This window comes from Mycobacterium sp. NGS58, assembly GCF_059812385.1.
In genome coordinates, this window is record NZ_JCALCO010000032.1 from 22,275 (window position 1) to 44,155 (window position 21,881).

21 protein-coding genes are annotated in these 21,881 nt (G+C 68.4%); 12 read left to right on the forward strand and 9 right to left on the reverse strand.

Annotated features, from left to right (window positions below):
• Positions 1-7: 7 nt before the first annotated feature.
• Positions 8-658 carry a peptidase M50 gene (locus tag AC5Y4H_RS23560; protein WP_499985828.1) on the reverse strand — a complete coding sequence of 217 codons (651 nt, stop codon included), beginning with the start codon at positions 656-658 and terminating at the stop codon, positions 8-10.
• Between the two features lie 176 nt (positions 659-834).
• Here AC5Y4H_RS23560 and AC5Y4H_RS23565 point away from each other — a divergent pair, with 176 nt between their 5' ends.
• The 5 genes from AC5Y4H_RS23565 to AC5Y4H_RS23585 all read left to right on the forward strand — a co-directional run bounded on the left by AC5Y4H_RS23565 (position 835) and on the right by AC5Y4H_RS23585 (position 5,965).
• Positions 835-2,133, forward strand: a complete 1,299-nt coding sequence (locus tag AC5Y4H_RS23565) for an adenylosuccinate synthase (RefSeq protein WP_499985776.1) — start codon at positions 835-837, stop codon at positions 2,131-2,133.
• Positions 2,130-2,777: a PaaI family thioesterase gene (locus tag AC5Y4H_RS23570; protein ID WP_499985779.1), complete on the forward strand. Its 648-nt coding sequence runs from the start codon at positions 2,130-2,132 to the stop codon at positions 2,775-2,777. Before AC5Y4H_RS23565 ends, AC5Y4H_RS23570 begins: the two co-directional genes overlap by 4 nt.
• A gap of 98 nt (positions 2,778-2,875) precedes the next feature.
• The gene (gene purT, locus AC5Y4H_RS23575) at positions 2,876-4,129 is read left to right on the forward strand and encodes a formate-dependent phosphoribosylglycinamide formyltransferase (protein ID WP_499985783.1); all 1,254 of its coding nucleotides are present in this window, start codon (positions 2,876-2,878) and stop codon (positions 4,127-4,129) included.
• A gap of 167 nt (positions 4,130-4,296) precedes the next feature.
• Positions 4,297-4,731 (forward strand): rhodanese-like domain-containing protein, encoded by a 435-nt coding sequence (locus AC5Y4H_RS23580; RefSeq protein WP_499985787.1) that lies wholly within the window; start codon positions 4,297-4,299, stop codon positions 4,729-4,731.
• Positions 4,732-4,738: 7 nt separating this feature from the next.
• Positions 4,739-5,965, forward strand: a complete 1,227-nt coding sequence (locus AC5Y4H_RS23585; protein ID WP_499985791.1) for an O-succinylhomoserine sulfhydrylase — start codon at positions 4,739-4,741, stop codon at positions 5,963-5,965.
• Here the strand turns inward: AC5Y4H_RS23585 and AC5Y4H_RS23590 are convergent.
• The 5 genes from AC5Y4H_RS23590 to AC5Y4H_RS23610 all read right to left on the reverse strand — a co-directional run bounded on the left by AC5Y4H_RS23590 (position 5,962) and on the right by AC5Y4H_RS23610 (position 11,045).
• On the reverse strand, positions 5,962-7,341 hold the full coding sequence (locus AC5Y4H_RS23590; protein ID WP_499985794.1) for an NAD(P)/FAD-dependent oxidoreductase: 1,380 nt from the start codon (positions 7,339-7,341) through the stop codon (positions 5,962-5,964). The genes AC5Y4H_RS23585 and AC5Y4H_RS23590 overlap by 4 nt on opposite strands.
• Positions 7,342-7,405: 64 nt before the next feature.
• Entirely contained in the window at positions 7,406-8,023 is a 618-nt protein-coding gene (locus tag AC5Y4H_RS23595) for a hypothetical protein (RefSeq protein WP_499985798.1), read from the reverse strand.
• 5 nt (positions 8,024-8,028) lie between these two features.
• Positions 8,029-8,691, reverse strand: coding sequence for a TetR/AcrR family transcriptional regulator (locus tag AC5Y4H_RS23600; protein ID WP_499985803.1), 663 nt, complete (start codon positions 8,689-8,691; stop codon positions 8,029-8,031).
• An 8-nt stretch (positions 8,692-8,699) separates the two neighbouring features.
• Positions 8,700-9,848 carry an acyl-CoA dehydrogenase family protein gene (locus AC5Y4H_RS23605; protein ID WP_499985805.1) on the reverse strand — a complete coding sequence of 383 codons (1,149 nt, stop codon included), beginning with the start codon at positions 9,846-9,848 and terminating at the stop codon, positions 8,700-8,702.
• 12 nt (positions 9,849-9,860) lie between these two features.
• Positions 9,861-11,045, reverse strand: a complete 1,185-nt coding sequence (locus tag AC5Y4H_RS23610) for an acyl-CoA dehydrogenase family protein (RefSeq protein ID WP_499985807.1) — start codon at positions 11,043-11,045, stop codon at positions 9,861-9,863.
• A 136-nt stretch (positions 11,046-11,181) separates the two neighbouring features.
• Here AC5Y4H_RS23610 and AC5Y4H_RS23615 point away from each other — a divergent pair, with 136 nt between their 5' ends.
• The 3 genes from AC5Y4H_RS23615 to AC5Y4H_RS23625 are packed head-to-tail and all read left to right on the forward strand — an operon-like array spanning position 11,182 to position 12,946.
• The gene (locus tag AC5Y4H_RS23615) at positions 11,182-11,553 is read left to right on the forward strand and encodes a DUF3054 domain-containing protein (RefSeq protein WP_499985809.1); all 372 of its coding nucleotides are present in this window, start codon (positions 11,182-11,184) and stop codon (positions 11,551-11,553) included.
• 7 nt (positions 11,554-11,560) lie between these two features.
• The gene (locus AC5Y4H_RS23620) at positions 11,561-12,442 is read left to right on the forward strand and encodes a class I SAM-dependent methyltransferase (protein ID WP_499985812.1); all 882 of its coding nucleotides are present in this window, start codon (positions 11,561-11,563) and stop codon (positions 12,440-12,442) included.
• A gap of 9 nt (positions 12,443-12,451) precedes the next feature.
• Complete coding sequence (locus AC5Y4H_RS23625) at positions 12,452-12,946, forward strand: GNAT family N-acetyltransferase (RefSeq protein ID WP_499985815.1); 495 nt, start codon at positions 12,452-12,454, stop codon at positions 12,944-12,946.
• 95 nt (positions 12,947-13,041) lie between these two features.
• Here the strand turns inward: AC5Y4H_RS23625 and AC5Y4H_RS23630 are convergent, their stop codons facing one another.
• On the reverse strand, positions 13,042-13,794 hold the full coding sequence (locus AC5Y4H_RS23630; RefSeq protein ID WP_499985817.1) for an MBL fold metallo-hydrolase: 753 nt from the start codon (positions 13,792-13,794) through the stop codon (positions 13,042-13,044).
• Between the two features lie 87 nt (positions 13,795-13,881).
• On the opposite strand from AC5Y4H_RS23630, the gene fgd reads away from it, so the two are divergent.
• Genes fgd through AC5Y4H_RS23645 form a run of 3 tightly spaced genes read left to right on the forward strand, consistent with a single transcriptional unit; the run spans position 13,882 to position 18,146 of the window.
• Entirely contained in the window at positions 13,882-14,895 is a 1,014-nt protein-coding gene (gene fgd, locus AC5Y4H_RS23635; protein ID WP_067354132.1) for a glucose-6-phosphate dehydrogenase (coenzyme-F420), read from the forward strand.
• Positions 14,896-14,919: 24 nt separating this feature from the next.
• Positions 14,920-16,983 (forward strand): phosphate acetyltransferase, encoded by a 2,064-nt coding sequence (gene pta / locus AC5Y4H_RS23640; RefSeq protein ID WP_499985830.1) that lies wholly within the window; start codon positions 14,920-14,922, stop codon positions 16,981-16,983.
• The gene (locus AC5Y4H_RS23645; protein ID WP_499985820.1) at positions 16,980-18,146 is read left to right on the forward strand and encodes an acetate kinase; all 1,167 of its coding nucleotides are present in this window, start codon (positions 16,980-16,982) and stop codon (positions 18,144-18,146) included. The genes pta and AC5Y4H_RS23645 overlap by 4 nt, the downstream gene beginning before the upstream one ends.
• On the opposite strand, the gene AC5Y4H_RS23650 is transcribed toward AC5Y4H_RS23645, so the two are convergent.
• Together AC5Y4H_RS23650 and AC5Y4H_RS23655 are read right to left on the reverse strand one after the other, a co-directional pair.
• On the reverse strand, positions 18,135-19,310 hold the full coding sequence (locus tag AC5Y4H_RS23650; protein ID WP_499985822.1) for a DUF1501 domain-containing protein: 1,176 nt from the start codon (positions 19,308-19,310) through the stop codon (positions 18,135-18,137). The genes AC5Y4H_RS23645 and AC5Y4H_RS23650 overlap by 12 nt on opposite strands.
• A gap of 9 nt (positions 19,311-19,319) precedes the next feature.
• Complete coding sequence (locus AC5Y4H_RS23655; protein ID WP_499985824.1) at positions 19,320-20,636, reverse strand: DUF1800 domain-containing protein; 1,317 nt, start codon at positions 20,634-20,636, stop codon at positions 19,320-19,322.
• A gap of 291 nt (positions 20,637-20,927) precedes the next feature.
• Here AC5Y4H_RS23655 and AC5Y4H_RS23660 point away from each other — a divergent pair, with 291 nt between their 5' ends.
• Positions 20,928-21,782, forward strand: a complete 855-nt coding sequence (locus AC5Y4H_RS23660; RefSeq protein ID WP_499985826.1) for a hypothetical protein — start codon at positions 20,928-20,930, stop codon at positions 21,780-21,782.
• Positions 21,783-21,881 lie beyond the last annotated feature (99 nt).

Here is a 21,881-nt window from a genome sequence, read left to right on the forward strand (position 1 = left end):
GTCGAAACTAGCCGACCAGCAGCCAGCCTTCGATGTTGCGGTAGAACGCCGAGCGGCGGACGGCGCGCGCCACGGGAACGCCGTCGCGCAGCACGGCGGCACCGTTGCTGCCCAGCTGCGCGGCGCGGCCGGTGACCCATCGGCGCCAGAGGCGGCCCGTACCGGGGCCCGCGACCGCCGCACGCAGGCCCGGCGCGGCCAGCATCGGCTCGATCCACACGCCCGCGACGTCGCCGTCGAACAACGTCGTGTCGTCGACCACCGCTTCGCCGTGGATCCACCGCGCGTCGCCCGCCGGCACCCAGCAGGCCCGCCCGACGACCACCGAACCGGTCTCGTCGCGGATCAGCGTCACCCGCCGGGCGGAGCCACGCCTGGCCCGCCACACCGCCCGGAATCCGGTCGGCAGACGGTAGATCCGGGTTGCCCGGGTGCGGCGGCGGGGCGCGTAAGCCACCTCGACGTCCAACCGCTCGGCACGCAGCAGCCGGGTCAGCACGCTGGCCAGCTCGGCGTCGCCGCCCAGCACGACCAGCCGTCGGAACGCCCCGATCGCGCCATCGATGGCGTCCGGGTCGCCGGGCGCCCCGACCCGGACGACGGCCAGGCCGGCGAGCGGCCGCGGCACCCGGCGGTCGCCGAACACCACCGCCGCCATGTCCGCGAGGCTGGCGCCCGCCCCTACCGGCTCTGTCATGCCTGTCTCGCCACCTCCTGGCTTAAGCTGGTTTGCCCGGCGCCTCAGCCGGCCACCGGTGGCCCGCGCGGTCGCCAGGCTAGGGTGGGTCACCGGCTGGACCACAATACGCAGGCGAGATCAGGTGGGAGCGTGTCATGCCGGCAATCGTCCTCATCGGCGCCCAATGGGGCGACGAGGGCAAAGGTAAGGCCACCGATTTGCTCGGTGGGCGCGTTCAGTGGGTGGTGCGCTATCAGGGCGGCAATAACGCCGGGCACACGGTCGTCCTGCCCACCGGCGAGAACTTCGCGCTGCACCTCATCCCGTCGGGAGTGCTGACCCCCGGCGTCACCAACGTCATCGGCAACGGCGTGGTGGTCGATCCCGGGGTGTTGCTGGACGAGCTGAAGGGCCTCGAAGACCGCGGGGTCGACACCTCCCGGCTGCTCATCTCCGCCGACGCGCACCTGCTGTTGCCCTACCACGTGGCCATCGACAAGGTCACTGAGCGCTACATGGGCAACAAGAAGATCGGCACCACCGGCCGCGGCATCGGCCCCTGCTACCAGGACAAGATCGCGCGCATCGGCATCCGGGTCGCCGACGTGCTGGATCGGGAGGTGTTGACGCACAAGGTCGAAGCCGCGCTGGAACTGAAAAACCAGATCCTGGTCAAGATCTACAACCGCAAGGCGTTGGATCCGCACCAGGTGGTCGAGGCCCTGCTGGAGCAGGCCGAGGGCTTCAAACACCGGATCGCCGACACCCGGTTGCTGCTCAACACCGCGCTGGAGGCCGGCGAGGCGGTGCTGCTGGAGGGCTCGCAGGGCACGTTGCTCGACGTCGACCACGGCACCTATCCCTACGTGACGTCGTCGAATCCGACGGCGGGCGGCGCCGCCGTGGGTTCGGGGATCGGCCCCACCCGGATCACCGCCGTGCTAGGCATCCTCAAGGCCTACACCACCCGCGTGGGCTCGGGCCCGTTCCCCACCGAGCTGTTCGACGAGAACGGCGAATACCTGTCGAAGACGGGCGGCGAATTCGGCGTCACCACCGGACGGCGCCGGCGCTGTGGCTGGTTCGACGCCGTCATCGCCCGCTACGCGACCCGGGTCAACGGCATCACCGACTTCTTCCTGACCAAACTCGACGTGTTGTCCAGTCTGGAAACGGTTCCGGTGTGCGTCGGCTACCAGATCGACGGTGAGCGCATCCACGAGATGCCGATGACGCAAAGCGACCTGTCCCGCGCCGAACCCGTCTACGAAGAACTGCCCGGCTGGTGGGAGGACATCTCGCACGCAAGGGAATTCGACGACCTGCCCGCCAAAGCGCGCGATTACGTGCTGCGGCTGGAAGAACTTGCCGGAGCACATATTTCGTGCATCGGCGTGGGGCCCGGCCGTGAGCAGACCATCGTGCGCCGCGATGTCCTGGCGGCCCGTCCGTGACGGACGCCGCTTCCGATCCCAAAGACCTCGACCCCGAATACGAGCACCACGGCGGCTTCCCGGAATACGGGGTGGCCGACCCGGGGCCGGGATTCGGGCGATTCGTGGCGGCCATGCGGCGGCTGCAGGACCTCGCTGTGTCGGCTGACCCCGGCGACGACCTGTGGGACGACGCGGCCGATCGAGTCGAGGCGCTGACCGAGCTGCTGGGACCGTTTCAGGCCGCCGTGGAGGGGCAGGCGCCGGCCGGCCGGACGCCGGGCCTGCCCGGCATGGGCAGTCTGCTGCTGCCGCCGTGGACGTTGACGCGATACGAGCCCGACGGCTGCGAGATGCGGGGCCATTTCACCCGGTTTCACGTCGGGGGCAACCATGCGGTGCACGGCGGCGTGCTGCCGCTGTTGTTTGATCACATGTTCGGCATGGTGTCCCACGCCTCGAACCGCCCGATCAGCCGGACGGCATTCCTTCATGTCGACTACCGCAAGATCACCCCGATCGACGTGCCGTTGGCGGTGCGCGGACGGGTCACCAGCACCGAGGGTCGCAAGGCGTTCGTGTCCGCGGAACTAATCGACGAGGACGGCGCGCTGCTGGCCGAGGCTAACGGCCTGATGGTGCAGTTACTCCCAGGCCAGCCCTGAGGCCGGATGGCCCGCTTCCTCAGCACCCCGCCGCGCGGGCCGCATCGTCAGCGGGCGAGCCCGGGCTCCCACATTCGGAACCGACCTATCCTTGAGCCGTGACTGACGGCGTGACCGACGGACGGGACGACGAAACGACGGCGCTCGTCGTGCCCCAGCAAGCTCCCGCGCCCGCCGACGCCCATTCCGCCCCCGCCGACGACAGGCCGACGGTGGTGCTGCTGGGTTCTGGCGAGATCAGCCGCGAGCTGGCGATCGACCTGGGGCGCCTAGGAGCCCGGGTGGTCGCCGTCGACCAGGATCCGCACGCGCCCGCGCACGGGGTGGCCGACCAGGCACTGGTGCTCCCGCTGACCGACGCGGCCGAGCTGTCCGCGGCACTGCGGCGGCTGCAGCCCGACTTCGTGGTGACCGCGAGCGACGCCGTCGCCGTGGGTGCGCTCGACGCGCTGGCCTCGGGATCCGGCGGGAACCACACCGAGCTGGTGCCCAGCGCTCGCGCCGTGCGGCTCAGTGCGGACCGCGAGGGCTTGCGCCGGCTGGCCGCCGACGAGTTGGGGCTGCCCACCGCGCCGTTCTGGTTCGTCGGGTCGCTGGGCGAGCTCGAAGCGGTGGGCGCGCACGCCGGCTACCCCTTGTTGATCAAGCCGGTGACCGGACCGACCGGGCCGGGGCAATCGGTGGCGTCGCGGCGCGAGGACCTCGGGCCGGCGTGGCAACGCGCGGTGGGCGGTCACGCGGGCCCCGGACAGCCGCGGGTGCTGGCCGAAACCGTGGTCGAGGTCGAGTTCTACGTGACGCTGCTGGCCGTGCGCGGCGACGGGCCCGAGGGTCCGGTGATCGAATTCTGTTCGCCCATCGGTCATCGTGACTCCGGCGGGCAGGTGCTGGAATCGTGGCAACCGCAGAAGATGAGTGCGGCGGCGACGGACGCCGCGAAGTCGATCGCCGCGCGCATAGTGAAGGCGCTGGGTGGCCGCGGCGTCTTCGCCGTCGAATTGATGATCAACGGGGACGAGGTGTACTTCGTCGACGTCACGTCCCACCCCACCGACACGGTCTGGGTGACGTTGCGCAGCCAGCGACTCTCCGCGTTCGAACTGCAGGCCCGCACCATCTTGGGCCTGCCGGTGGACACCATGATGGTTTCGCCGGCCGCCGCCCGCGCGATCGATGCCGTCGCCTCCCATGGTCCCGCCGCGCTGACCGGCGCTCTGAGCGTGCCCGAAAGTGACCTGCGGGTGGTCGGGCGCGGCTACCGCGCCCTGGCCACGGCACCGGAGGTGACGGCCGCCCGCGAGCGCGCCGGCCAGGTCGCCGGGCGGCTCGCCGCGCCAGAGTCATCCGGCTGAGCCCGCGCGGCCGTTCGGCCGAATCGACCGCCCCCAGCTCAGTGCGGCGACGGCCTCGATAGCATCGCAGGTCAGATACCGCTGCGGGGGCTGGGGGCAGTCCGGCCGGGGCTTGACCGCCGTCGCGCGGATAGGGTGGCTGACAACGAACAATGAGGGAAACGAGCATGAGCACAGAGCGCGCACACTCCTACGCCGGGGACATCTCGCCCCTGGAGGCATGGAAGCTGCTCAGCGACAACCCCGACGCCGTGCTGGTCGACGTGCGCACCGACGCCGAATGGCGATTCGTCGGTGTACCCGATCTGTCCAGCCTCGGCCGCGAGGTGTTGTTCTTGGAGTGGAATACCTCCGACGGGCAGCGCAACCCGAATTTCGCCGACCAACTGCGCGAGCAGGTGAAAGAGACCGGGGCGCAGCGCCCCGTGCTGTTCTTGTGTCGCTCCGGACAACGCTCCATCGGCGCCGCCGAGGTCGCAACGCAGCTGGGTATCACGCCGGCGTACAACGTCCTGGACGGCTTCGAGGGACAACTCGACGCCGACGGCCATCGGGGCGAAACCGGTTGGCGCGCAATCGGTTTGCCTTGGAAACAGGGCTGAGCCGGCGATGACCCCAGCCGACAACGATTCCGTTCGCGTGCCCGCGGCGCTGCCCGACGGCGTCAGCCAGGCGACCGTCGGCGTGCGCGGCGGCCTGTTGCGTTCGAATTTCGACGAGACCGCCGAGGGGATGTTCCTGACGTCGGGCTACGTCTACGAGTCCGCGGCGGTTGCGGAGGGGTCGTTCACCGGTGAGGTGGACCGCTTCGTCTACTCGCGCTACGGCAACCCGACCGTGACGATGTTCGAGGAGCGGTTGCGCCTGCTGGAAGGGGCCCCGGCGGCCTTCGCCACCGCGAGCGGCATGGCGGCGGTGTTCACCTCTCTGGGCGCGCTGCTGGGGGCGGGGGACCGGCTGGTCGCGTCGCGCAGCCTGTTCGGTTCGTGTTTCGTGGTGTGCAACGAGATCCTGCCGCGCTGGGGGGTCGAAACCGTTTTCGTCGACGGCGACGACCTGGCGCAGTGGGAGCAGGCGTTGTCGGTGCCCACCACTGCGGTGTTCTTCGAGACGCCGTCGAATCCGATGCAGTCGCTGGTTGACATCGCCGCGGTGAGCGACCTTGCCCACGCCGCGGGCGCAAAAGTGGTGCTGGACAACGTATTTGCAACACCGCTTCTACAGCAGGGCATTCCGCTCGGCGTCGACGTGGTGGTGTACTCCGCCACCAAGCACATCGACGGTCAGGGCCGGGTGCTCGGCGGGGCCATCCTGGGCGACAAGGAGTACATCGACGGCCCGGTGCAGAAGCTGATGCGGCACACCGGCCCGGCGATGAGCGCATTCAACGCCTGGGTGTTGGTGAAAGGGCTTGAGACCATGGCGGTCCGGGTGGAATACAGCAACAACTCGGCCTTCCGCATCGCCGAATTCCTGGAGAGCCATCCGGCGGTGAGCTGGGTCCGCTACCCGTATCTGACCTCGCACCCGCAGTACGATTTGGCCAAGCGTCAGATGTCCGGCGGGGGAACGGTGATCACGTTCGCGCTCGACTGCCCCGACGGCAAGGCCAAGCAACGCGCCTTCGAGGTGCTGGACAAGCTACAGCTGATCGACATCTCGAACAATCTCGGCGACGCCAAATCCCTTGTCACACATCCCGCGACCACCACGCACCGGGCGATGGGCCCGGAGGGCCGCGCGGCCATCGGACTCGGTGACGGCGTGGTGCGCATCTCCGTCGGGCTGGAAGGCACCGACGATCTGATCGCCGACATCGATCGGGCGCTGAGCTAACCCGCCTGTTTCTCGGCCGCGTCGATGCGTTCGGCCGCCGCCAGGGTTCCCTCCTGCGCTTGCTGCTCCACCCAATCCACCACCGGGCGGGCATACATCATCTGGCTGGTGATGGCCATTTGGCCGCGCGTGCGGCCCAGGAAGGAAATGCCCCAGGAGAACATGGCGGCGATGCGGTTGCGGAAGCCAACCAGGTACAACAGGTGCAGCAGCAGCCAGGCCAGCCAGGCGATGAAGCCGCCGAACTCCAGCTTGCCGACCTTCGCGACGGCGCTGTACCGCGAGATCAGCGCCATGCTGCCCTTGTCGAAGTACTTGAACGGCTTGCGGTTGGCGGGATCGTCGTGGCCCTTCACCGCCTCCTTGATGAGCTTGGTGACGTAGCGCGCCCCCTGGATGGCGCCCTGCGCCATGCCGGGGACGTCGGGCACCGACATCAGGTCGCCGACCACGAAGACGTAGGGATGCCCCTTGACGGTGAGGTCGGGTTCGACGATCACCCTTCCGGCGCGGTCGGTCTCGGTCCCGTCGGACTGCTCGGCGATCATTTTGCCCAACGAGCTGGCCTGCACCCCCGCCGCCCACACCTTGCACGCACATTCGATGCGGCGCTCGCCGCCGTCCTTCTCCTTGATCGTGATGCCCATGTAGTCGACCGCGGTCACCATCGCGTTCAGCTGAACCTCGACGTCCATCTTCTCCAGCCGCCGCTGCGCCTTGAGGCCGAGCTTGGGGCCCATCGGGGGTAGCACCGCGGGTGCCGCGTCCAGCAGGATGACCCGGCATTCGCTGGGGGTGATCGTCCGGAACGCCCCGGCCAGCGTCCGCTCGGCGAGCTGCACGATCTCGCCGGCCAGCTCGACCCCGGTCGGCCCGGCGCCGACGACCACGAACGTCAGGCGGCGTTGCCGCTCGGCCGGGTCGGTGGCAACCTCGGCGGCCTCGAACGCGCCGAGGATGCGGGCCCGCAGCTCGAGGGCGTCGTCGACGCTCTTCATGCCGGGGGCGAAGGCCGCGTACTGGTCGTTTCCGAAGTACGACTGCTGCGCGCCCGCAGCGACGATGAGGCTGTCGAACGGCGTCACCGTCTGCATGCCCATCAGGTGCGAGGTGACCGTCTTCGCCGTCAGATCGACCTCGCTGACCTCGCCCCACAGCACCCGGACGTTCTTCTGCCGCCGCAGGATCAGCCGGGTGGTCGGGGCGATGTCACCCTCGGACAGGATGCCGGTGGCCACTTGGTACAGCAACGGCTGGAACAGATGGGTCGTCGTCTTCGAGATCAGGGTGACGTCCACGTCGGCCCGTCTGAGCGCCCTGGCCGCGTTCAGCCCGCCGAATCCGCTTCCGATGATGACGACGTGATGACGCGACATGCTCACCCCTTCTGTTTTCCGCAAGCCCCCTGCGGCGCAGACCCAGCCTATGACTCGGCTGCCCCTAGAACGGCCAGCCGTTGGAGTTGTCCTTGAATTTGCCGTTGACCGCGCTGCAGAAGTCGTCGGCGGTGCCGGCGAGCAGGACGTAGTACGTCTCGCCGCGGCGGCTCTCGAAGGTGTTGGGGGTGCTCCAGCCGGAGTTGCAGAGCGAACTCGGCGTGCCGGCGGTGGCTCTGCGCCAGTTGGTCTTGGCGCAGGCGACCAGGCCGTCGACATTCGGCGTAGCGGTCTTGGCCGCGACCACCATCGCGCCTCCCCATTGACCATCGCTGCGCCGATAGGCCCGCGCCCCGAATCCGGCGTTGTTCGTCTGGCATGCCAGCGCGCGGCGCATCAGCGAGAAGGGCGCGGTCAGTTGCGAATTCGTGCCCGCGGCGGCGGTCGTGATGAATTGCGCGGCGTCCGAGCCGTCAACCTCCTGCACGTCAGGCTTGCCGAAGGTGAACAGCTGCTGCGCGATGCCGGCGTTGCTGCCGCCGCCGATGATCGGGCCACCGCCGCTGGACGTCATCGCGGGAAGCGTCCCGGCGGGATCGGCACCCGCCGTGGGCATACCGGCGGCGGCGCCCAGCGCCAGCAGCAAGATCATGCTGCGAAACGGGCGGGCGGTGAGTCTCATGACCCCTATTTCAGCACGTGCGCGTAGTCGGCGCGGTGGTCGTCGGCGATCAATCCGGTCAGCACGTGCCGGGTCTGCAACGCGATGTACTGGTCGATGCCATAGATCGTCCCGAAGTGCCACTGTTTGAGCGCCCAGCCGTGGGCGAGCAGCATGATGTCGAACACGGTCAGGTCGACGTCGACGCCGCGAAAGACCCCCTGGGCGATGCCGTCCTCGATCACCGCGCGCAGTGGTGCGGCGCTGGCGATTTCGAGGTCCTTGATCTGGGCGCGGCCGGCCGACCCGAGCGTGCGGCTCTCCCGATAGGTCAGCACCACACCGTCGAGGTTCTCGTCGACGATCTGGGCATAGCGGCGCACACCCGCGGTCAATTGGTCGACGACGTCGTCGCCGGCGGCAGCGATGACCGGTGCCAGCTGGTCGCGGAACGCGTCCAGGATCCGCACGATCGTCGCGAGCAGCAGGTCCTCCTTGCCGCCGAAGTATTTGTAGATCAGGCCGACGCTGACCTTGGCTTCGGCGGCCAGGTCCTGCATGGACATCTGGTGAAACCCGTTGCGGCCCATGACCTTGACCGCGGCATCCAGCACCTGGCGGCGCCGCGAGCCGGCCCGGGCCGCGCGCACCGCCTCCTCGGCGGGGAGATCGCTGTAATCGGTGACCAATGAAGACCTCAGATGCCCAGGTCCTTGGCGATGATCGTCTTCATGATCTCGTTGGTGCCGCCGTAGATGGTCTGAATGCGGGCGTCGACGAAGGCGCGCGCCACGCTGTATTCGCGCATGTAGCCGTATCCGCCGTGCAACTGCAGGCAGCGGTCCGCGGTGCGCACCTGCAGGTCGGTGGTCCACCACTTCAGCCGGGCGGCGCGCGCGGCGGTCAGCTCACCCACCAGGTGTTCGGCGAGGCAGTCGTCGAGATAGGTACGGGCGATGTCGATTTCGGTTGCGAGCTCGGCGAGGACGAATTGGCTGTTCTGGAAGCTGGCGATCGGTGAGCCGAACGCCGTGCGGTCGCGCACGTAGTCGAGGGTCTGCGCCAAAATGCCCTCCGCCGCGGCCACCGCCCCGACCCCGAGGGCGAGCCGCTCCTGGGGCAGGTTCTTCATCAGCTGGTAGAAACCCCTGCCCTCGGCTTCGAGCAGATTGGCCCTCGGCACCCGCATATCGGTGAAGGTGAGCTCGCTGGTGTCCTGGGCGTGCAGGCCGATCTTCTCCAGGTTGCGGCCGCGGGAAAAGCCGGGTGTGGCGGGGTCGACGACCAGGAGCGACAGCCCGTGGTGCCGGTCCGGCGAGGTGCGCACGGCGATGACGAACAGATCGCCGATCTGCCCGTTGGAGATGAACGTCTTGGCGCCGTTGACGACGTAGTCGTCACCGTCGCGCACGGCCGTCGTGCGGATGCCGGCCAGATCGCTGCCGGTGCCGGGCTCGGTCATCGCGATGGCGAGCACCGTCTCGCCGGTGACCACGCCGGGCAGCCAGCGCTGTTGCTGTTCGGGTGTGGTCAAATCGGTGAGATAGGGCAGCACCACGTCGTTTTGCAGCGTGAAGGCGATGGCCTCGGCGGCGGCACCCGCGCGCTGCAATTCGTCGATCACGATCGCGTTGTAGCGGAAATCGCTCACGCCCGGGCCGCCGAAATGCTCGGGCACCGAGAAGCCCAGCAGCCCGAGTTTGCCCGCCTCGATGAACAGCGAGCGATCCCACTGGCCGTCCCGTTCCCAACGCTCGTGATTGGGCACGACCGTATGCCGCACGAAATCGCTTACCAGTTCCCGGAACTGGTGATGCTCGGACGTGTACTCCAGGTGTGCGGCCATCGATGCTCGGAGTCAGCGGAAGGCGTCGCTGCCGGTGAAGGCCTGGCCGAGGACCAGCTGGTGCATCTCGGGCGTCCCCTCGTACGTCAGCACGGATTCCAGGTTGACCATGTGCCGGATGACGGGATATTCCAGGGATATTCCATTGCCGCCCAATATGGTTCGCGCGGTCCGGCAGATCTTGATCGCCTCGCGGGTGTTGTTGAGCTTGCCGAAACTCACCTGTTCGGGGCGCAGCCCGCCGCTGTCCTTGAGGCGGCCGAGGTGCAGCGACAGCAGCTGGCCCTTGTGCAGTTCGACCGCCATGTCGACGAGCTTGGCCTGGGTCAGCTGGAAGCCGGCGATGGGGCGGCCGAATTGGGTGCGCTGAGTCGAGTAATCGAGAGCGGCCTGCCAGGCCGAGCGGGCCGCACCCATCGAGCCCCAGATGATTCCGTAGCGGGCCTCGGATAGACAGGACAGTGGCCCGCGCAGCCCTTTGGCCTCGGGCAGCATCGCCTCGGCCGGCACCCGCACGTCGTCGAGCACCAGCTCGCTGGTGATCGAGGCCCGCAGCGACAGCTTGTGGTGAATGGTGTTGGCGCTGAATCCCGGCGTCCTGGTCGGCACGATGAAACCGCGGATCCCGTCGTCGGTGGCGGCCCAGACGACCGCGACGTCGGCGACCGAGCCGTTGGTGATCCACAGCTTGCGTCCGTTCAGCACCCAGTGCGAACCATCTTGGCGCGCACGGGTTTTCATCGCGGCGGGATCGGAGCCGACGTCGGGTTCGGTCAGGCCGAAGCAGCCGAGCAGCTCGCCGGTGGCCATGCCGGGCAGCCATTCCTGCTTCTGCTCCTCGGACCCGAAGTTCCAGATCGCGAACATGGCCAGCGAGCCCTGCACCGAGACCATCGATCGAATACCGGAGTCGGCGGCCTCGAGCTCGGTACAGGCCAGGCCGTAGTGCACTGACGACGCCCCTCCGCAGCCGTACCCGTCCAAATGCATCCCGAGCAGGCCGAGTTGACCGAAGCCCTTGGCCAGTTCGCGCACCGGCAGGTCGCCGATTTCGAACCATTCCGCGACGTGCGGCAGGACATGCTCGGCGCAGAATCCCCGCACGGTGTCGCGCACGGCAAGCTCATCGCTGGACAGCGAGGCGTCCAGGCCGAGCGGATCGTCGCGGTCGAAGGCGGGTGGTGTCTGAGTGCTCATGTGATCAGCCTGCCATCGTCAGGCCGCCGGTCACCACCGCGAGGCCGGCGCGTGAATGGCTGTTCATTGCTGACGAATGTAGGTTCACCGCGGCCGCGCGGTCAAGGATTGCGCCGTGTCCCGGTAGTCTGCCCGCATGCTTAGGCTCCAGCGGCCGGCCTGGCTCGCGGTGGATGTCGTCGGTGTGCTGGTGTTCTGCGCCGTGGGACGCCGGAGCCATGACGAAGGCCTCGATGTCACCGGCATCGCCGTGACGGCGTGGCCGTTTCTCACCGGTACCGCCGTCGGGTGGCTGGTCTCTCGCGGGTGGCGGCGGCCGGCCGCGGTCGCGCCGACGGGGGTCGCCGTGTGGTTGTGCACCGTGATCATCGGCATGCTGCTGCGCAAGGCGACCTCCGCCGGCGTGGCGGCGAGTTTCGTCGTGGTCGCGACGACGGTCACCGCGCTGTTGTTGCTTGGCTGGCGAGTGGCCGCCGGGCTGATCCTGCGGCGTCGCTCCGGCGTCTGAGACGACCATGGTGCAGACGGCCGACGTGGCGGTAAGCGCAACATTCGGTGCGGCCGCGCGGGCGGTGGCCACCGACAAGGGGCTGTTGAACGATCCGTTCGCGGAGCCGCTGCTGTGCGCCGTCGGGATCGACTACCTCACCCGGGCGATCAAGGACCGTGTGTTCGCCGAGGACGACGGCGACGATCCCGCGATGACAGGGTTGATGGACGCGCTGGCGGCGCATACGCGGTTCGTCGACGAATTCCTTGCCGACGCCGTCCGGTCGGGCATCCGGCAGGTGGTGATCCTGGCGTCGGGCCTGGACACCCGGCCCTACCGGCTGTGGTGGCCGCAGGGAACCACGGTGTACGAGGTGGATCAGCCGCAAGTGCTCGATTTCAAAGCCGAGGTGCTGCGCGGGCTGGACGCCGAATTGGCCACCCACCGGTGTGCGATCGGCATCGATCTGGGCCAGGACTGGCCTGCGGCGCTGCGCCGGGTCGGGTTCGACGCCGCCCAGCCTACGGTCTGGGTCGCCGAGCAGTTGCTCGTCGGCTACCTGCCGCCCGGCGAGCAGAAACGATTGCTGGACGGCGTCACCGTCGCGAGCGCCGCGGGCAGCCGGTTCACCGCCGCTCACATGCCCACCTGGAATCCGCTGCAGCTCGGTGCCGAGCGGGCCTTTGTCGACGGCTGGCGCCAGCGCGGCCTGGACGTCGACCTGGCCAGCCTGACCTACCCCGGCGAATACCATTATGTCCCAGAGTATTTGGCATCGAACGGCTGGCAGACGGCCGGACTCGACATCAACGAACTGCTGGGCGCGGTGGGGCTGGGCAGGCGGCGCCGCACCGGACCCGGCGACGCCGAATTCATCCCGGAATACATCACCGCTACCCGCGTTTGAGTTGTCGTGATGTCCGAAGCAAGCTCGTTGCAATTGAGGTTCGTGTCGGCGACTCACGACGACCCGCTGGCACAGCCGCTGCTGGCCGAACTCGCGGTCGAGTACGCGCAACGATACGGCGGCACGCCGAGCACCCACCTGACCTGGTTGCCGGTGCCGCGGGCGGAGTTGGCGCCACCGGACGGCGGGCTGCTGATCGGCGTGCTGGACGGCGTACCGGTGACCGGCGGTGCGTTTCGCCGTTACGACGCCAATACCGCTGAGCTCAAGCGGATCTGGACCGACGGCGCTCATCGTCGTCGCGGTTACGCCCGGGCGCTGTTGGCGGCGCTGGAGGCCGAGACCCTGGCGCGGGGCTACCGGCGGCTCTACCTGATCACCGGCAATCGGCAGCCCGAGGCGGAGGCACTCTATGACGCGACGGGGTATAGCCGGATACCGCCGGACCCGCTACCGTCGTGGGGCCCGTTTCTGCCGATCGCGTTCGAGAAGTGGCTAGCGTGACTTCGCTTCCGTCACAACAGTTTTGATGAGGTTGAGTTGCCAACTCGGCTAGCCGATGTGCTAGCACGTTGATGCCACGGCGATCTCACCCGAAGTCAGTTGCGGCCGGCCAGTGAGACGGCCCGCGCGGTAGCTTCCCGGATCGGGCCGCGCCACACGTCGCCGTGCCCGGGCAACAGGACCTCGGTGTCCAGCAGGGCCAGTGCGTCCAGGCTTTTCAGCGAATTCTGCTGGCTGTGGCTGAACACCGCCGGCAGCAGCTGGGGCCCGCCGCGCCGCAGCAGCGGGTGCCCGGTGATCAACGCGTCGCCGCTGACCAGCACGCCGTCGACCACGTACGAGCAGTGGCCGCTGGTGTGCCCGGGGGTGAAGACCGCCGTGGGGTGGCCGGGCAGCCCGGCGGCCACCTCGTCGGTGAGCGGCCGGGTGGACGGGATGCCGTCGCGAATCAGGCCGCCACTGCGCAGCACGTGCAGCCCCCAGGCCGCCCAGCGCGGCCGCCAAATGCGCAGGGCGACATCGAAAACCGACGCTTGTTCCAGGTACTCGCGCTTGGCGTGGCCCACTTCCTCGGCGTGGCAATACACGTCGGTGCCGTATTCGTTGGCGAGCCAGATCGCCGAGCCCAGATGGTCGATGTGGGCGTGCGTGAGCAGGATGGCGCGCACGTCGCCGGGGCCGTAACTCAGCTCCCGCAGCGACGCCAGCACGTCCTCGCGGTCGCCGGGATATCCGGCGTCGATCAGCATCACGCCGGTGCCGTCGACGACCAGCGTCCAGTTCACGGCCTCGCCCTGGGCGAGGTACACCGTGTCGGTCACTTGCACGAGAGTTGGCGCCAACCCCATGCCCGCGAGTGTAGAAGCAGGCGCAGGGGGCACCTCCCACGCGTGGGGGACGGGTCGCGACCATCGGCACAGGAGTAGAAAAGACTCGTGGCTGAACTGAAACTCGGATACAAAGCGTCCGCTGAACAATTTGCACCGCGCGAGCTCGTCGAACTCGCTGTCGCCGCCGAAGGGCACGGCATGGACAGCGCAACCGTCAGTGACCACTTCCAGCCCTGGCGGCACGAGGGCGGACACGCACCTTTCTCGCTGGCCTGGATGACCGCCGTCGGCGAGCGCACCAAGAGGCTGGTGCTGGGCACCTCGGTGCTCACGCCGACCTTCCGGTACAACCCCGCCGTCATCGCGCAGGCGTTCGCCACGATGGGGTGCCTGTACCCGGACCGGATTTTCCTCGGCGTCGGCACCGGCGAGTCACTCAACGAGATAGCCACCGGATACGAGGGCGAGTGGCCGGAGTTCAAGGAACGCTATGCCAGGCTGCGCGAATCGGTGCGCCTGATGCGCGAACTGTGGCTGGGCGACCGCGTCGACTTCGAGGGCGAGTACTACCACACCAAGGGCGCCTCGATCTACGACGTTCCGGAGGGCGGCATCCCGATCTATATCGCCGCCGGCGGTCCGCAGGTGGCCAAGTACGCGGGTCGCGCGGGCGACGGCTTCATCTGCACCTCCGGCAAGGGCGAGGAGCTGTACAAGGACAAGCTGATGCCCGCCATGAAGGAGGGTGCGGAGGCCGCCGGAAAGAATCCCGACGACGTCGACCGGATGATCGAAATCAAAATCTCCTACGACACCGACCCGGACAAGGCGCTGGAGAACACCCGGTTCTGGGCGCCGTTGTCGCTGACGGCCGAACAGAAGACCAGCATTCACGACCCGCTGGAGATGGAGAAGGCCGCCGACGAACTGCCCATCGAGCAGGTCGCCAAGCGCTGGATCGTGGCTTCCGATCCGGACGAGGCGGTCGAAAAGGTCGGCCAGTACGTGAAATGGGGCCTCAACCACCTGGTGTTCCACGCGCCCGGCCATGACCAACGCCGGTTCTTGGAGCTCTTCGAGAAGGACCTGGCGCCGCGGCTGCGGCGGCTGGCCGGATAGGCGCACGGGGTGGCAACCGGTTCTGTGTCTGCGATCTACATCGCCGCCCCCGAGCCGGAGACCGGCAAGTCCACGATCGCGCTGGGGTTGCTGCACCGGTTGACCGCGACTGTCGCCAAAGTCGGTGTGTTCCGGCCGATTACGCGTTCTGAACCAGGTGAGCGCGACTACATCCTTGAACTGCTGCTGACACGGACCACCGCGGGTCTGTCCTACGAGCAGTGCGTCGGCGTCACCTATCAGCAGCTGCACGCCGACGGTGACGCCGCGATCGCCCGCATCTTCGACGCTTATCACGCGGTCGCCGAGGCGTGCGACGCGGTGGTGATCGTCGGCAGCGACTACACGGACGTCACCCGGCCCGCGGAACTCACGACCAACGCGCGCATTGCGGTCAACCTCGGTGCGCCGCTGCTGCTGACGGTCAGCGGCAAGGGGCGCACCGCCGCCGAGATCGCCAGCGTCGTCGACGTCTGCCTGGCCGAGCTGGACGCCCAGCACGCCCACACCGCGGCGGTGGTGGCCAACCGGTGTGAGCCGGGAGAGCTGGCCGACGTGGCCGAGGCGCTGCGCACATTCGCGCAGCGCAGCTATGTGCTGCCCGAGGAGCCACTGCTGTCGGCCCCGACGGTGGCCGAGCTCCAGAAGGCGGTCGCCGGAACACCGGTGAGCGGCGAAGAGTCGCTGCGCGAACGCGAGGTCACCGGCGTGCTGGTCGCGGGGATGACCGCCGACCACGTGCTGGAGCGGCTGCGCGACGGCATCGCGGTCATCACGCCCGGTGACCGCTCGGACGTGGTGCTCGCGGTTGCCAGTGCCCACGCCGCGGAAGGCTTTCCGTCGCTGTCGTGCATCGTGCTCAACGGCGGCTTCGCGTTGCACCCGTCCATCGCCGCGCTGGTCGCCGGACTGCGGCTGCGGCTGCCGATCGTCGCCACCGCCCTGGGCACCTACGACACCGCCAGCGCGGCGGCGTCGGCCCGGGGCAGGGTCACGGCGACCTCCCAGCGCAAGATCGACACCGCGCTGGAGCTGATGGACCGCCATGTCGACGTCACCGATCTGTTGGCGCAGCTTGCCATCCCGATCCCCACCGTCATCACACCGCAGATGTTCATTCACCAGCTCACGCTGCGGGCGCGCGCGGATCGCAAGCACATCGTGCTTCCCGAGGGTGACGACGACCGGATCCTGCGGGCCGCCGGCCGGGTGCTGCAGCGCCGCGTCGCCGACCTGACCATCCTGGGCGACGAGGCCCAAATCCGGCATCGGTCAGCGGAACTCGGAGTCGACCTGGGTGACGTCACGGTGATCGACCCGCGCAGCAGCCGGCTGCGCCACGAGTTCGCCGAGCAGTACGCACAGGTGCGTAAGGCTAAGGGCATCACCGTCGAGCAGGCGCGCGAGGCGATGCGCGACAGCACGTATTTCGGCACCATGCTGGTGCACAACTCCCACGTGGATGGCATGGTGTCCGGCGCCGCGCACACCACCGCCCACACCGTTCGGCCCGCATTCGAAATCATCAAGACGGTCCCGGATGTCTCGACGGTGTCCAGCATCTTCTTGATGTGTCTGCCCGATCGCGTGCTGGCGTATGGCGACTGCGCGATCATCCCGAATCCGACGCCCGAGCAGCTGGCCGACATCGCGATCTCGTCGGCGCGCACTGCAGCCCAGTTCGGCATCGAACCGCGGGTGGCGATGCTGTCGTACTCGACCGGCGACTCGGGTACCGGCGCGGACGTCGACAAGGTAAGGACGGCAACCGAATTGGTGCGGAAACGGAACCCCGACCTGCCCGTCGAGGGACCCATCCAGTACGACGCCGCGATCGAACCCTCGGTCGCTGCCACCAAGTTGCGCGATTCGCCGGTGGCGGGCCGCGCCACGGTGTTGATCTTCCCCGACCTCAACACCGGCAACAACACCTACAAGGCGGTGCAGCGTAGCGCCGGCGCGCTGGCCATCGGGCCCGTGCTGCAGGGCTTGCGCAAGCCGGTGAACGACCTCTCCCGCGGCGCGTTGGTCGAAGACATCGTGAACACCGTGGCCATCACCGCGATCCAGGCCCAGGGGCAGCCATGACGGACAGCGGCGAGCGCACACGCCTGGTGCTGGTGATCAACTCCGGCTCGTCATCCCTCAAATATCAACTGGTCGATCCCGATTCGGGTGAAGCGCGGGCGACCGGTCTCATCGAGCGCATCAGCGAGGAATCATCGTCGGTTCCCGACCACGATGCGGCGCTGCGCCGCGCGTTCGACACGCTGGCCGACGACGGCATCGACCTGGGGGCGAGCGGCATCGCCGCGGTGGGCCATCGAGTGGTGCACGGCGGCAACACTTTCTATCAACCCACGCTGCTGGACGACGCGGTGATCGGCAGGCTCGAACAATTGTCGGAGCTGGCCCCGCTGCACAATCCGCCCGCGCTCAAGGGAATCGCGGTCGCGCGCAAACTGCTGCCCGACCTCGCGCACATCGCGGTGTTCGACACCGGCTTCTTCCATGACCTGCCGCCCGCGGCGGCCACCTACGCCATCGATCGCGACCTCGCGCAGCGGTATCAGATCCGCCGGTATGGGTTTCACGGGACGTCGCACCACTACGTCAGCCAGCAGGCCGCCGCGTTCCTGGACCGATCGGTCGGTGACCTGAAACAGATTGTGCTGCACCTGGGTAACGGCTGCTCCGCCTCGGCGATCGCCGGCACCCGGCCGCTGGACACCTCGATGGGTTTGACGCCGCTGGAAGGCCTCGTGATGGGCACCCGCAGCGGCGACATCGACCCCAGCGTCGTCGCCTACCTTTCGCACGCGGCCGAGATGGGCGTTGACGACATCGAATCCATGCTCAACCAGCGCTCCGGGGTACTGGGTCTGTCCGGGGAGCGCGACTTTCGCCGGCTGCGGACGATGATCGAATCCGGCGACGAGGCAGCGCAACTGGCATATAGCGTGTTCACGCATCGGCTGCGCAAGTACATTGGCGCCTACCTGGCGGTGCTGGGGCACACCGATGTCATCAGCTTCACCGCCGGGATCGGCGAGAACGACCCGGCGGTGCGCCGCGACGCGGTCGCCGGCATGGAGGAGCTGGGCATCGTCCTCGATCAGCGCCGCAACCTCGGCGGCGGCAAGGGTACGCGCCAGATCTCCGCGGACGACTCACCGATCGCCGTGCTGGTGGTCCCGACCAACGAAGAGCTGGCCATCGCCCGCGACTGCGTGAGTGTCCTAGGCGGATAGGAAGCCCAGGCTGTTTCGTCCGGCGCCCACTGCCGGCGTGGGATCCGTCCCGACCGTTCGCGCCAGCAACTCGGCGTAGATGTCACGAAAATCTGTAGTGTACTTCAGGTCTCCGTTGTCGAGGTCGGTGAGGCTGGGCTGTTCGCCGTAGAAACCGCCCTTGACGGGTGGGCCCGCGAGGAAAACGGGGCCCGCGGTGCCGTGATCGGTGCCCTGCGAGGCGTTGGCGCGCACCCGGCGCCCGAATTCCGAGTACGCCAGCAGCACCACGTCGCGCCCGGCCATCTCGTGGACGAAGGTGGTCACCGCCTCGTCGAAGGTCTGCAGGAGGCGCTGCTGGGTCCCGCGTTCGCCGGCGTGGGTGTCGAAGCCGCCCAGCTGCACCGTGTACACGCGCGCGGGTACCCGGGCCTTGATGGCCTGGGACACCGCGCCCAGTTGGGACGACAGCGAGTTACGTTCCTTGGCGGCGGGTTTCACCGACGCGAACGTCGTGTCGACCGTGCGCGCGGCGCGGTAGGCCTTGCACACCGCGGCCATTGCGGGGGTGTCGTCGGGATCGTCGTCGCCCAGCGCGGTCATCACCGCGCCGAACCGCTCCGCCTTAGCCGGCGCGCCGCCCGGCGAGAGCGCTGCGGCCGTGCACTTCGCGCCGACGGCCAGCGGCGGCAGGACGGCGCCGATGTTGACCGCCCGCAACGGATCATCTCCGGTCGTGTCGAGCCAGCGGCCGATCCAGCCGGTCGACACCGGCTCGGCCGGTGACGCCGTCTGCCAGATATCCATGGACCGAAAGTGGCTGTGGTCGGGCTTCGGGTAGCCGGCGCCGCGGACGACGGCCAGTTGCCCCCGGTTCCACAGACCCGCCAACCCTTTCATCGCCGGGTTGAGCCCCAGCTGCTGATCGAGGTGCAAGACATCGCCCGGCGCGTAGGCGAGTTCGGGGCGGGCGTCGTGATAGGCGTTGTCCGCGTAGGGAATCACGGTGTTGATGCCGTCGTTGCCGCCATAGAGGGTGGCGATCACCAGGACACCGGCGCCAGCGGCCAGCGGCCGTTCCCGGGCTGCGCGCATCAGGTCGGGCCAACTGACGGCCGACATCAGGCCGGCCGCGCCGACGCCCGCGCTGGCGATCAGGAATCGGCGACGGTTCAACTCGGGCATGGCATCTCGCTAGGACGTCAGGTATTCGGGAGTGTTGACGGCGGCCGCGACCAGCAGCGCCGGTTGGCGCACCAGCGGCTGCAGGGCCTTGACGGTGCGGTCCGACCAGGAGCCGACGCCGATCAGATAACCGACCGCGTCGACGCGGTCGCCCGCGGCGGTGTCCTCGATGCCCGAGAGGTCGCCCGCGTGCGCCAATTCGGTCGCGGCGCGCAGGCGGGTCCCGGCGCTGGCGGTAGACAGCCAGAGTTGGCCGCTGGGCCAGCCCCCGACGCTGGGCGGATAGAACGGCCGCTGGCCCAACGTGCGCAGTGTCGCGTCGACCATCTTCAGGCGCTTCGGGTCGTCGACGGGCACCCGCAGCGCCCGGATGACGCCGACGAGCCATTCGACCGGGGTGTTGACCAGCGCGGCGTGGCTACCGGTGAATTCGTTGTCGGTGAGGATCGCCCGGGTCAGCGCGCGCAGGTCGCGGTTGGGCCCGTAGCCGGCGAGCAGCCGGTCGAGCACCTGGGGTGACGGCGGGTCGTCGGACGCCAGTTGCCGCCACAGCCGTCCCGCGACGTATACGGCGGATTTGGGTTGGGCCAGCACGGTGTCGCAGAATCCGGCGGCATCGAAGTTGCGGCTCTGCCCGAACAGCGTCTTGGCGCTCGCGTCATGGCGTTTGGGTGCCACGGATGTTAAGCCCCCGGGACCGATGACCCATCCCGTCAGGGCCCGCGCGCCGTTGCGCACGTCGCTTTCGGTATAGCCGTTGCCGTGTCCCAACGCGAACAGCTCCATGAATTCGCGGGCCAGGTTTTCGTTGGGCGCCTTGGCGGTGCTGCGCGGCGCGTCCAGCCAGCGCAGCATCGCAGCGTCGGTCAGCATCGCGTACGCCAGTGCGCCGAAATCGCCCAGCGACCCCGCACGTAGCTTCTGATTCTGCGCGGCCATGTACGCCGCGACCCGCACCTTCTGCGCCGAGGTGGCAAAGTGGTTGTGCCACAACAGGGTCAGCTTTTCGTGCACGGGCTGCCGCACACCGACCATGCGGCGGATCCACCAATCCGACAGCGCGCCCAACTGTTGTGTCACCTGCTGGTTGTATTGCCTGCGCGCCGCCGGCGTGGCGCGCTTGCCCGGCCGCCTGGGTGCGTCCAGGGCGGGCATCGGCGTGGCGGCCGCGCCCGGGTCGGCGTCGGGATCGGTGGCCAGCATCGCGTCCACGTAGCCGGGCCAGTCCCGGCCGACGACCGCGTCGACCTCCGGACCGGTCACCCCGAACCCGGCCCGGCGCAGCATGCGGGCCGTGCTGACCCATGCGGTGGACTGGCCTCCCATCCGATAACTGTGCGTCCTGCAGCTGAGATTTCGCTGTGTTTTCCTTCGATTTGAGTAAGAGCCCGACGGCGCTTTCGGCGTGCCGGCGGCGCAACCGGTCAACGCGAGCGTTTCCAGCGCGAGCACCGTGATCGGAACCGTCGCCTTCAAGCGACAAATCTCGCCCATTCGCGGATCCTCTGCGGTTTCGTGGCCGAGGTAGGTCCACTCTCGATTGTCCCGCCCGCAAGGGTCCCGCGGCCTGTGCACAGAAGTACTCGCGCGACGCGGTCGACGTGCGATGGTCGCGGCATGGAGGAGCCGTTTGTCGGCAGCGAGGCGTTGCGCTATGCCGCGTTGAGTCGGCACCAGCTGCGGACCCGATACCGCGCGGTGTTTCCGGATGTCTATGTGCCCGAGCACTTGGTGCCGTCGCTCAGGATGCGCATGCGGGCGGCCTGGCTGTGGTCTGGGGGCCAAGCCGTTATCGCGGGGGCCGCCGCCGCTTTCCTGCACGGCGCCAGGTGGATCCCCGACGGTGTGCCGGTTGAGCTGATACACAGCAACAGTCGACCGCCGGACGGGATACTGACGCGTCGGGAAACGCTGTGTGGAGGCGAGACGCAGCTGTGCGACGGTCTCACCGTGACCACACCGGAGCGAACCGCCTTCGATATCGGGCGGCGTGGGGCCATCCGCTCGGCTGTCGTCCGGCTCGACGCGCTGGCCCGCGCAACGGGTTTCAAGGTCGACGACGTGCTGCGGGTCGCCACGGCACACCCACACACGCCCGGGTTGCGGCGACTGGAGACCGCGCTCGACCTGGTCGATCCCGGTTCGCAGTCGCCGCGGGAAAGCTACTTGCGGCTGCTCCTGATCGACTCGGGTCTGCCGCGGCCGCAGACCCAGATTCCGGTGCTGGGCGTTGACGGCTTACCGGTAGCCTACTTGGACTTGGGCTTTCCGAAGTCGATGGTCGGCGTGGAGTATGACGGTGATCAACACCGCACCGACCGACGGCAATACGTCAAAGACATCCAGCGGCTGGAGATGCTCGAGCGGATGGGGTGGATCGTCGTCCGGGTCGTCGCGGAAGACCGGCCCGAAGGCATCGTCCGGCGGGTGCGGGCGGCGCTGGCGAAATCTAATGTGACACCACGGCTTTGATCGTGAACCCACGGCGGAGTTCATCGGCGTGTCGCCGCCGAGTGCTCACGCTGAAAGCCCAGGATTCACAGGCGATCCAGGCGATCCAGGCGATCCAGG

What these genes read in the sequence shown, in the direction of transcription:
- AC5Y4H_RS23615 (WP_499985809.1), top strand. Translation starts at nt 11,182, where the DNA reads ATGCTTAGGCTCCAGCGGCCGGCCTGGCTCGCGGTGGATGTCGTCGGT.
- AC5Y4H_RS23585 (WP_499985791.1), top strand. Translation starts at nt 4,739, where the DNA reads ATGACCCCAGCCGACAACGATTCCGTTCGCGTGCCCGCGGCGCTGCCC.
- AC5Y4H_RS23645 (WP_499985820.1), top strand. Translation starts at nt 16,980, where the DNA reads ATGACGGACAGCGGCGAGCGCACACGCCTGGTGCTGGTGATCAACTCC.
- AC5Y4H_RS23590 (WP_499985794.1), bottom strand. Translation starts at nt 7,341, where the DNA reads ATGTCGCGTCATCACGTCGTCATCATCGGAAGCGGATTCGGCGGGCTG.
- AC5Y4H_RS23595 (WP_499985798.1), bottom strand. Translation starts at nt 8,023, where the DNA reads ATGAGACTCACCGCCCGCCCGTTTCGCAGCATGATCTTGCTGCTGGCG.
- AC5Y4H_RS23650 (WP_499985822.1), bottom strand. Translation starts at nt 19,310, where the DNA reads ATGCCCGAGTTGAACCGTCGCCGATTCCTGATCGCCAGCGCGGGCGTC.
- AC5Y4H_RS23620 (WP_499985812.1), top strand. Translation starts at nt 11,561, where the DNA reads ATGGTGCAGACGGCCGACGTGGCGGTAAGCGCAACATTCGGTGCGGCC.
- AC5Y4H_RS23580 (WP_499985787.1), top strand. Translation starts at nt 4,297, where the DNA reads ATGAGCACAGAGCGCGCACACTCCTACGCCGGGGACATCTCGCCCCTG.
- AC5Y4H_RS23655 (WP_499985824.1), bottom strand. Translation starts at nt 20,636, where the DNA reads ATGGGAGGCCAGTCCACCGCATGGGTCAGCACGGCCCGCATGCTGCGC.
- AC5Y4H_RS23630 (WP_499985817.1), bottom strand. Translation starts at nt 13,794, where the DNA reads ATGGGGTTGGCGCCAACTCTCGTGCAAGTGACCGACACGGTGTACCTC.
- AC5Y4H_RS23605 (WP_499985805.1), bottom strand. Translation starts at nt 9,848, where the DNA reads ATGGCCGCACACCTGGAGTACACGTCCGAGCATCACCAGTTCCGGGAA.
- AC5Y4H_RS23625 (WP_499985815.1), top strand. Translation starts at nt 12,452, where the DNA reads ATGTCCGAAGCAAGCTCGTTGCAATTGAGGTTCGTGTCGGCGACTCAC.
- AC5Y4H_RS23565 (WP_499985776.1), top strand. Translation starts at nt 835, where the DNA reads ATGCCGGCAATCGTCCTCATCGGCGCCCAATGGGGCGACGAGGGCAAA.
- AC5Y4H_RS23660 (WP_499985826.1), top strand. Translation starts at nt 20,928, where the DNA reads ATGGAGGAGCCGTTTGTCGGCAGCGAGGCGTTGCGCTATGCCGCGTTG.
- AC5Y4H_RS23610 (WP_499985807.1), bottom strand. Translation starts at nt 11,045, where the DNA reads ATGAGCACTCAGACACCACCCGCCTTCGACCGCGACGATCCGCTCGGC.
- AC5Y4H_RS23560 (WP_499985828.1), bottom strand. Translation starts at nt 658, where the DNA reads ATGGCGGCGGTGGTGTTCGGCGACCGCCGGGTGCCGCGGCCGCTCGCC.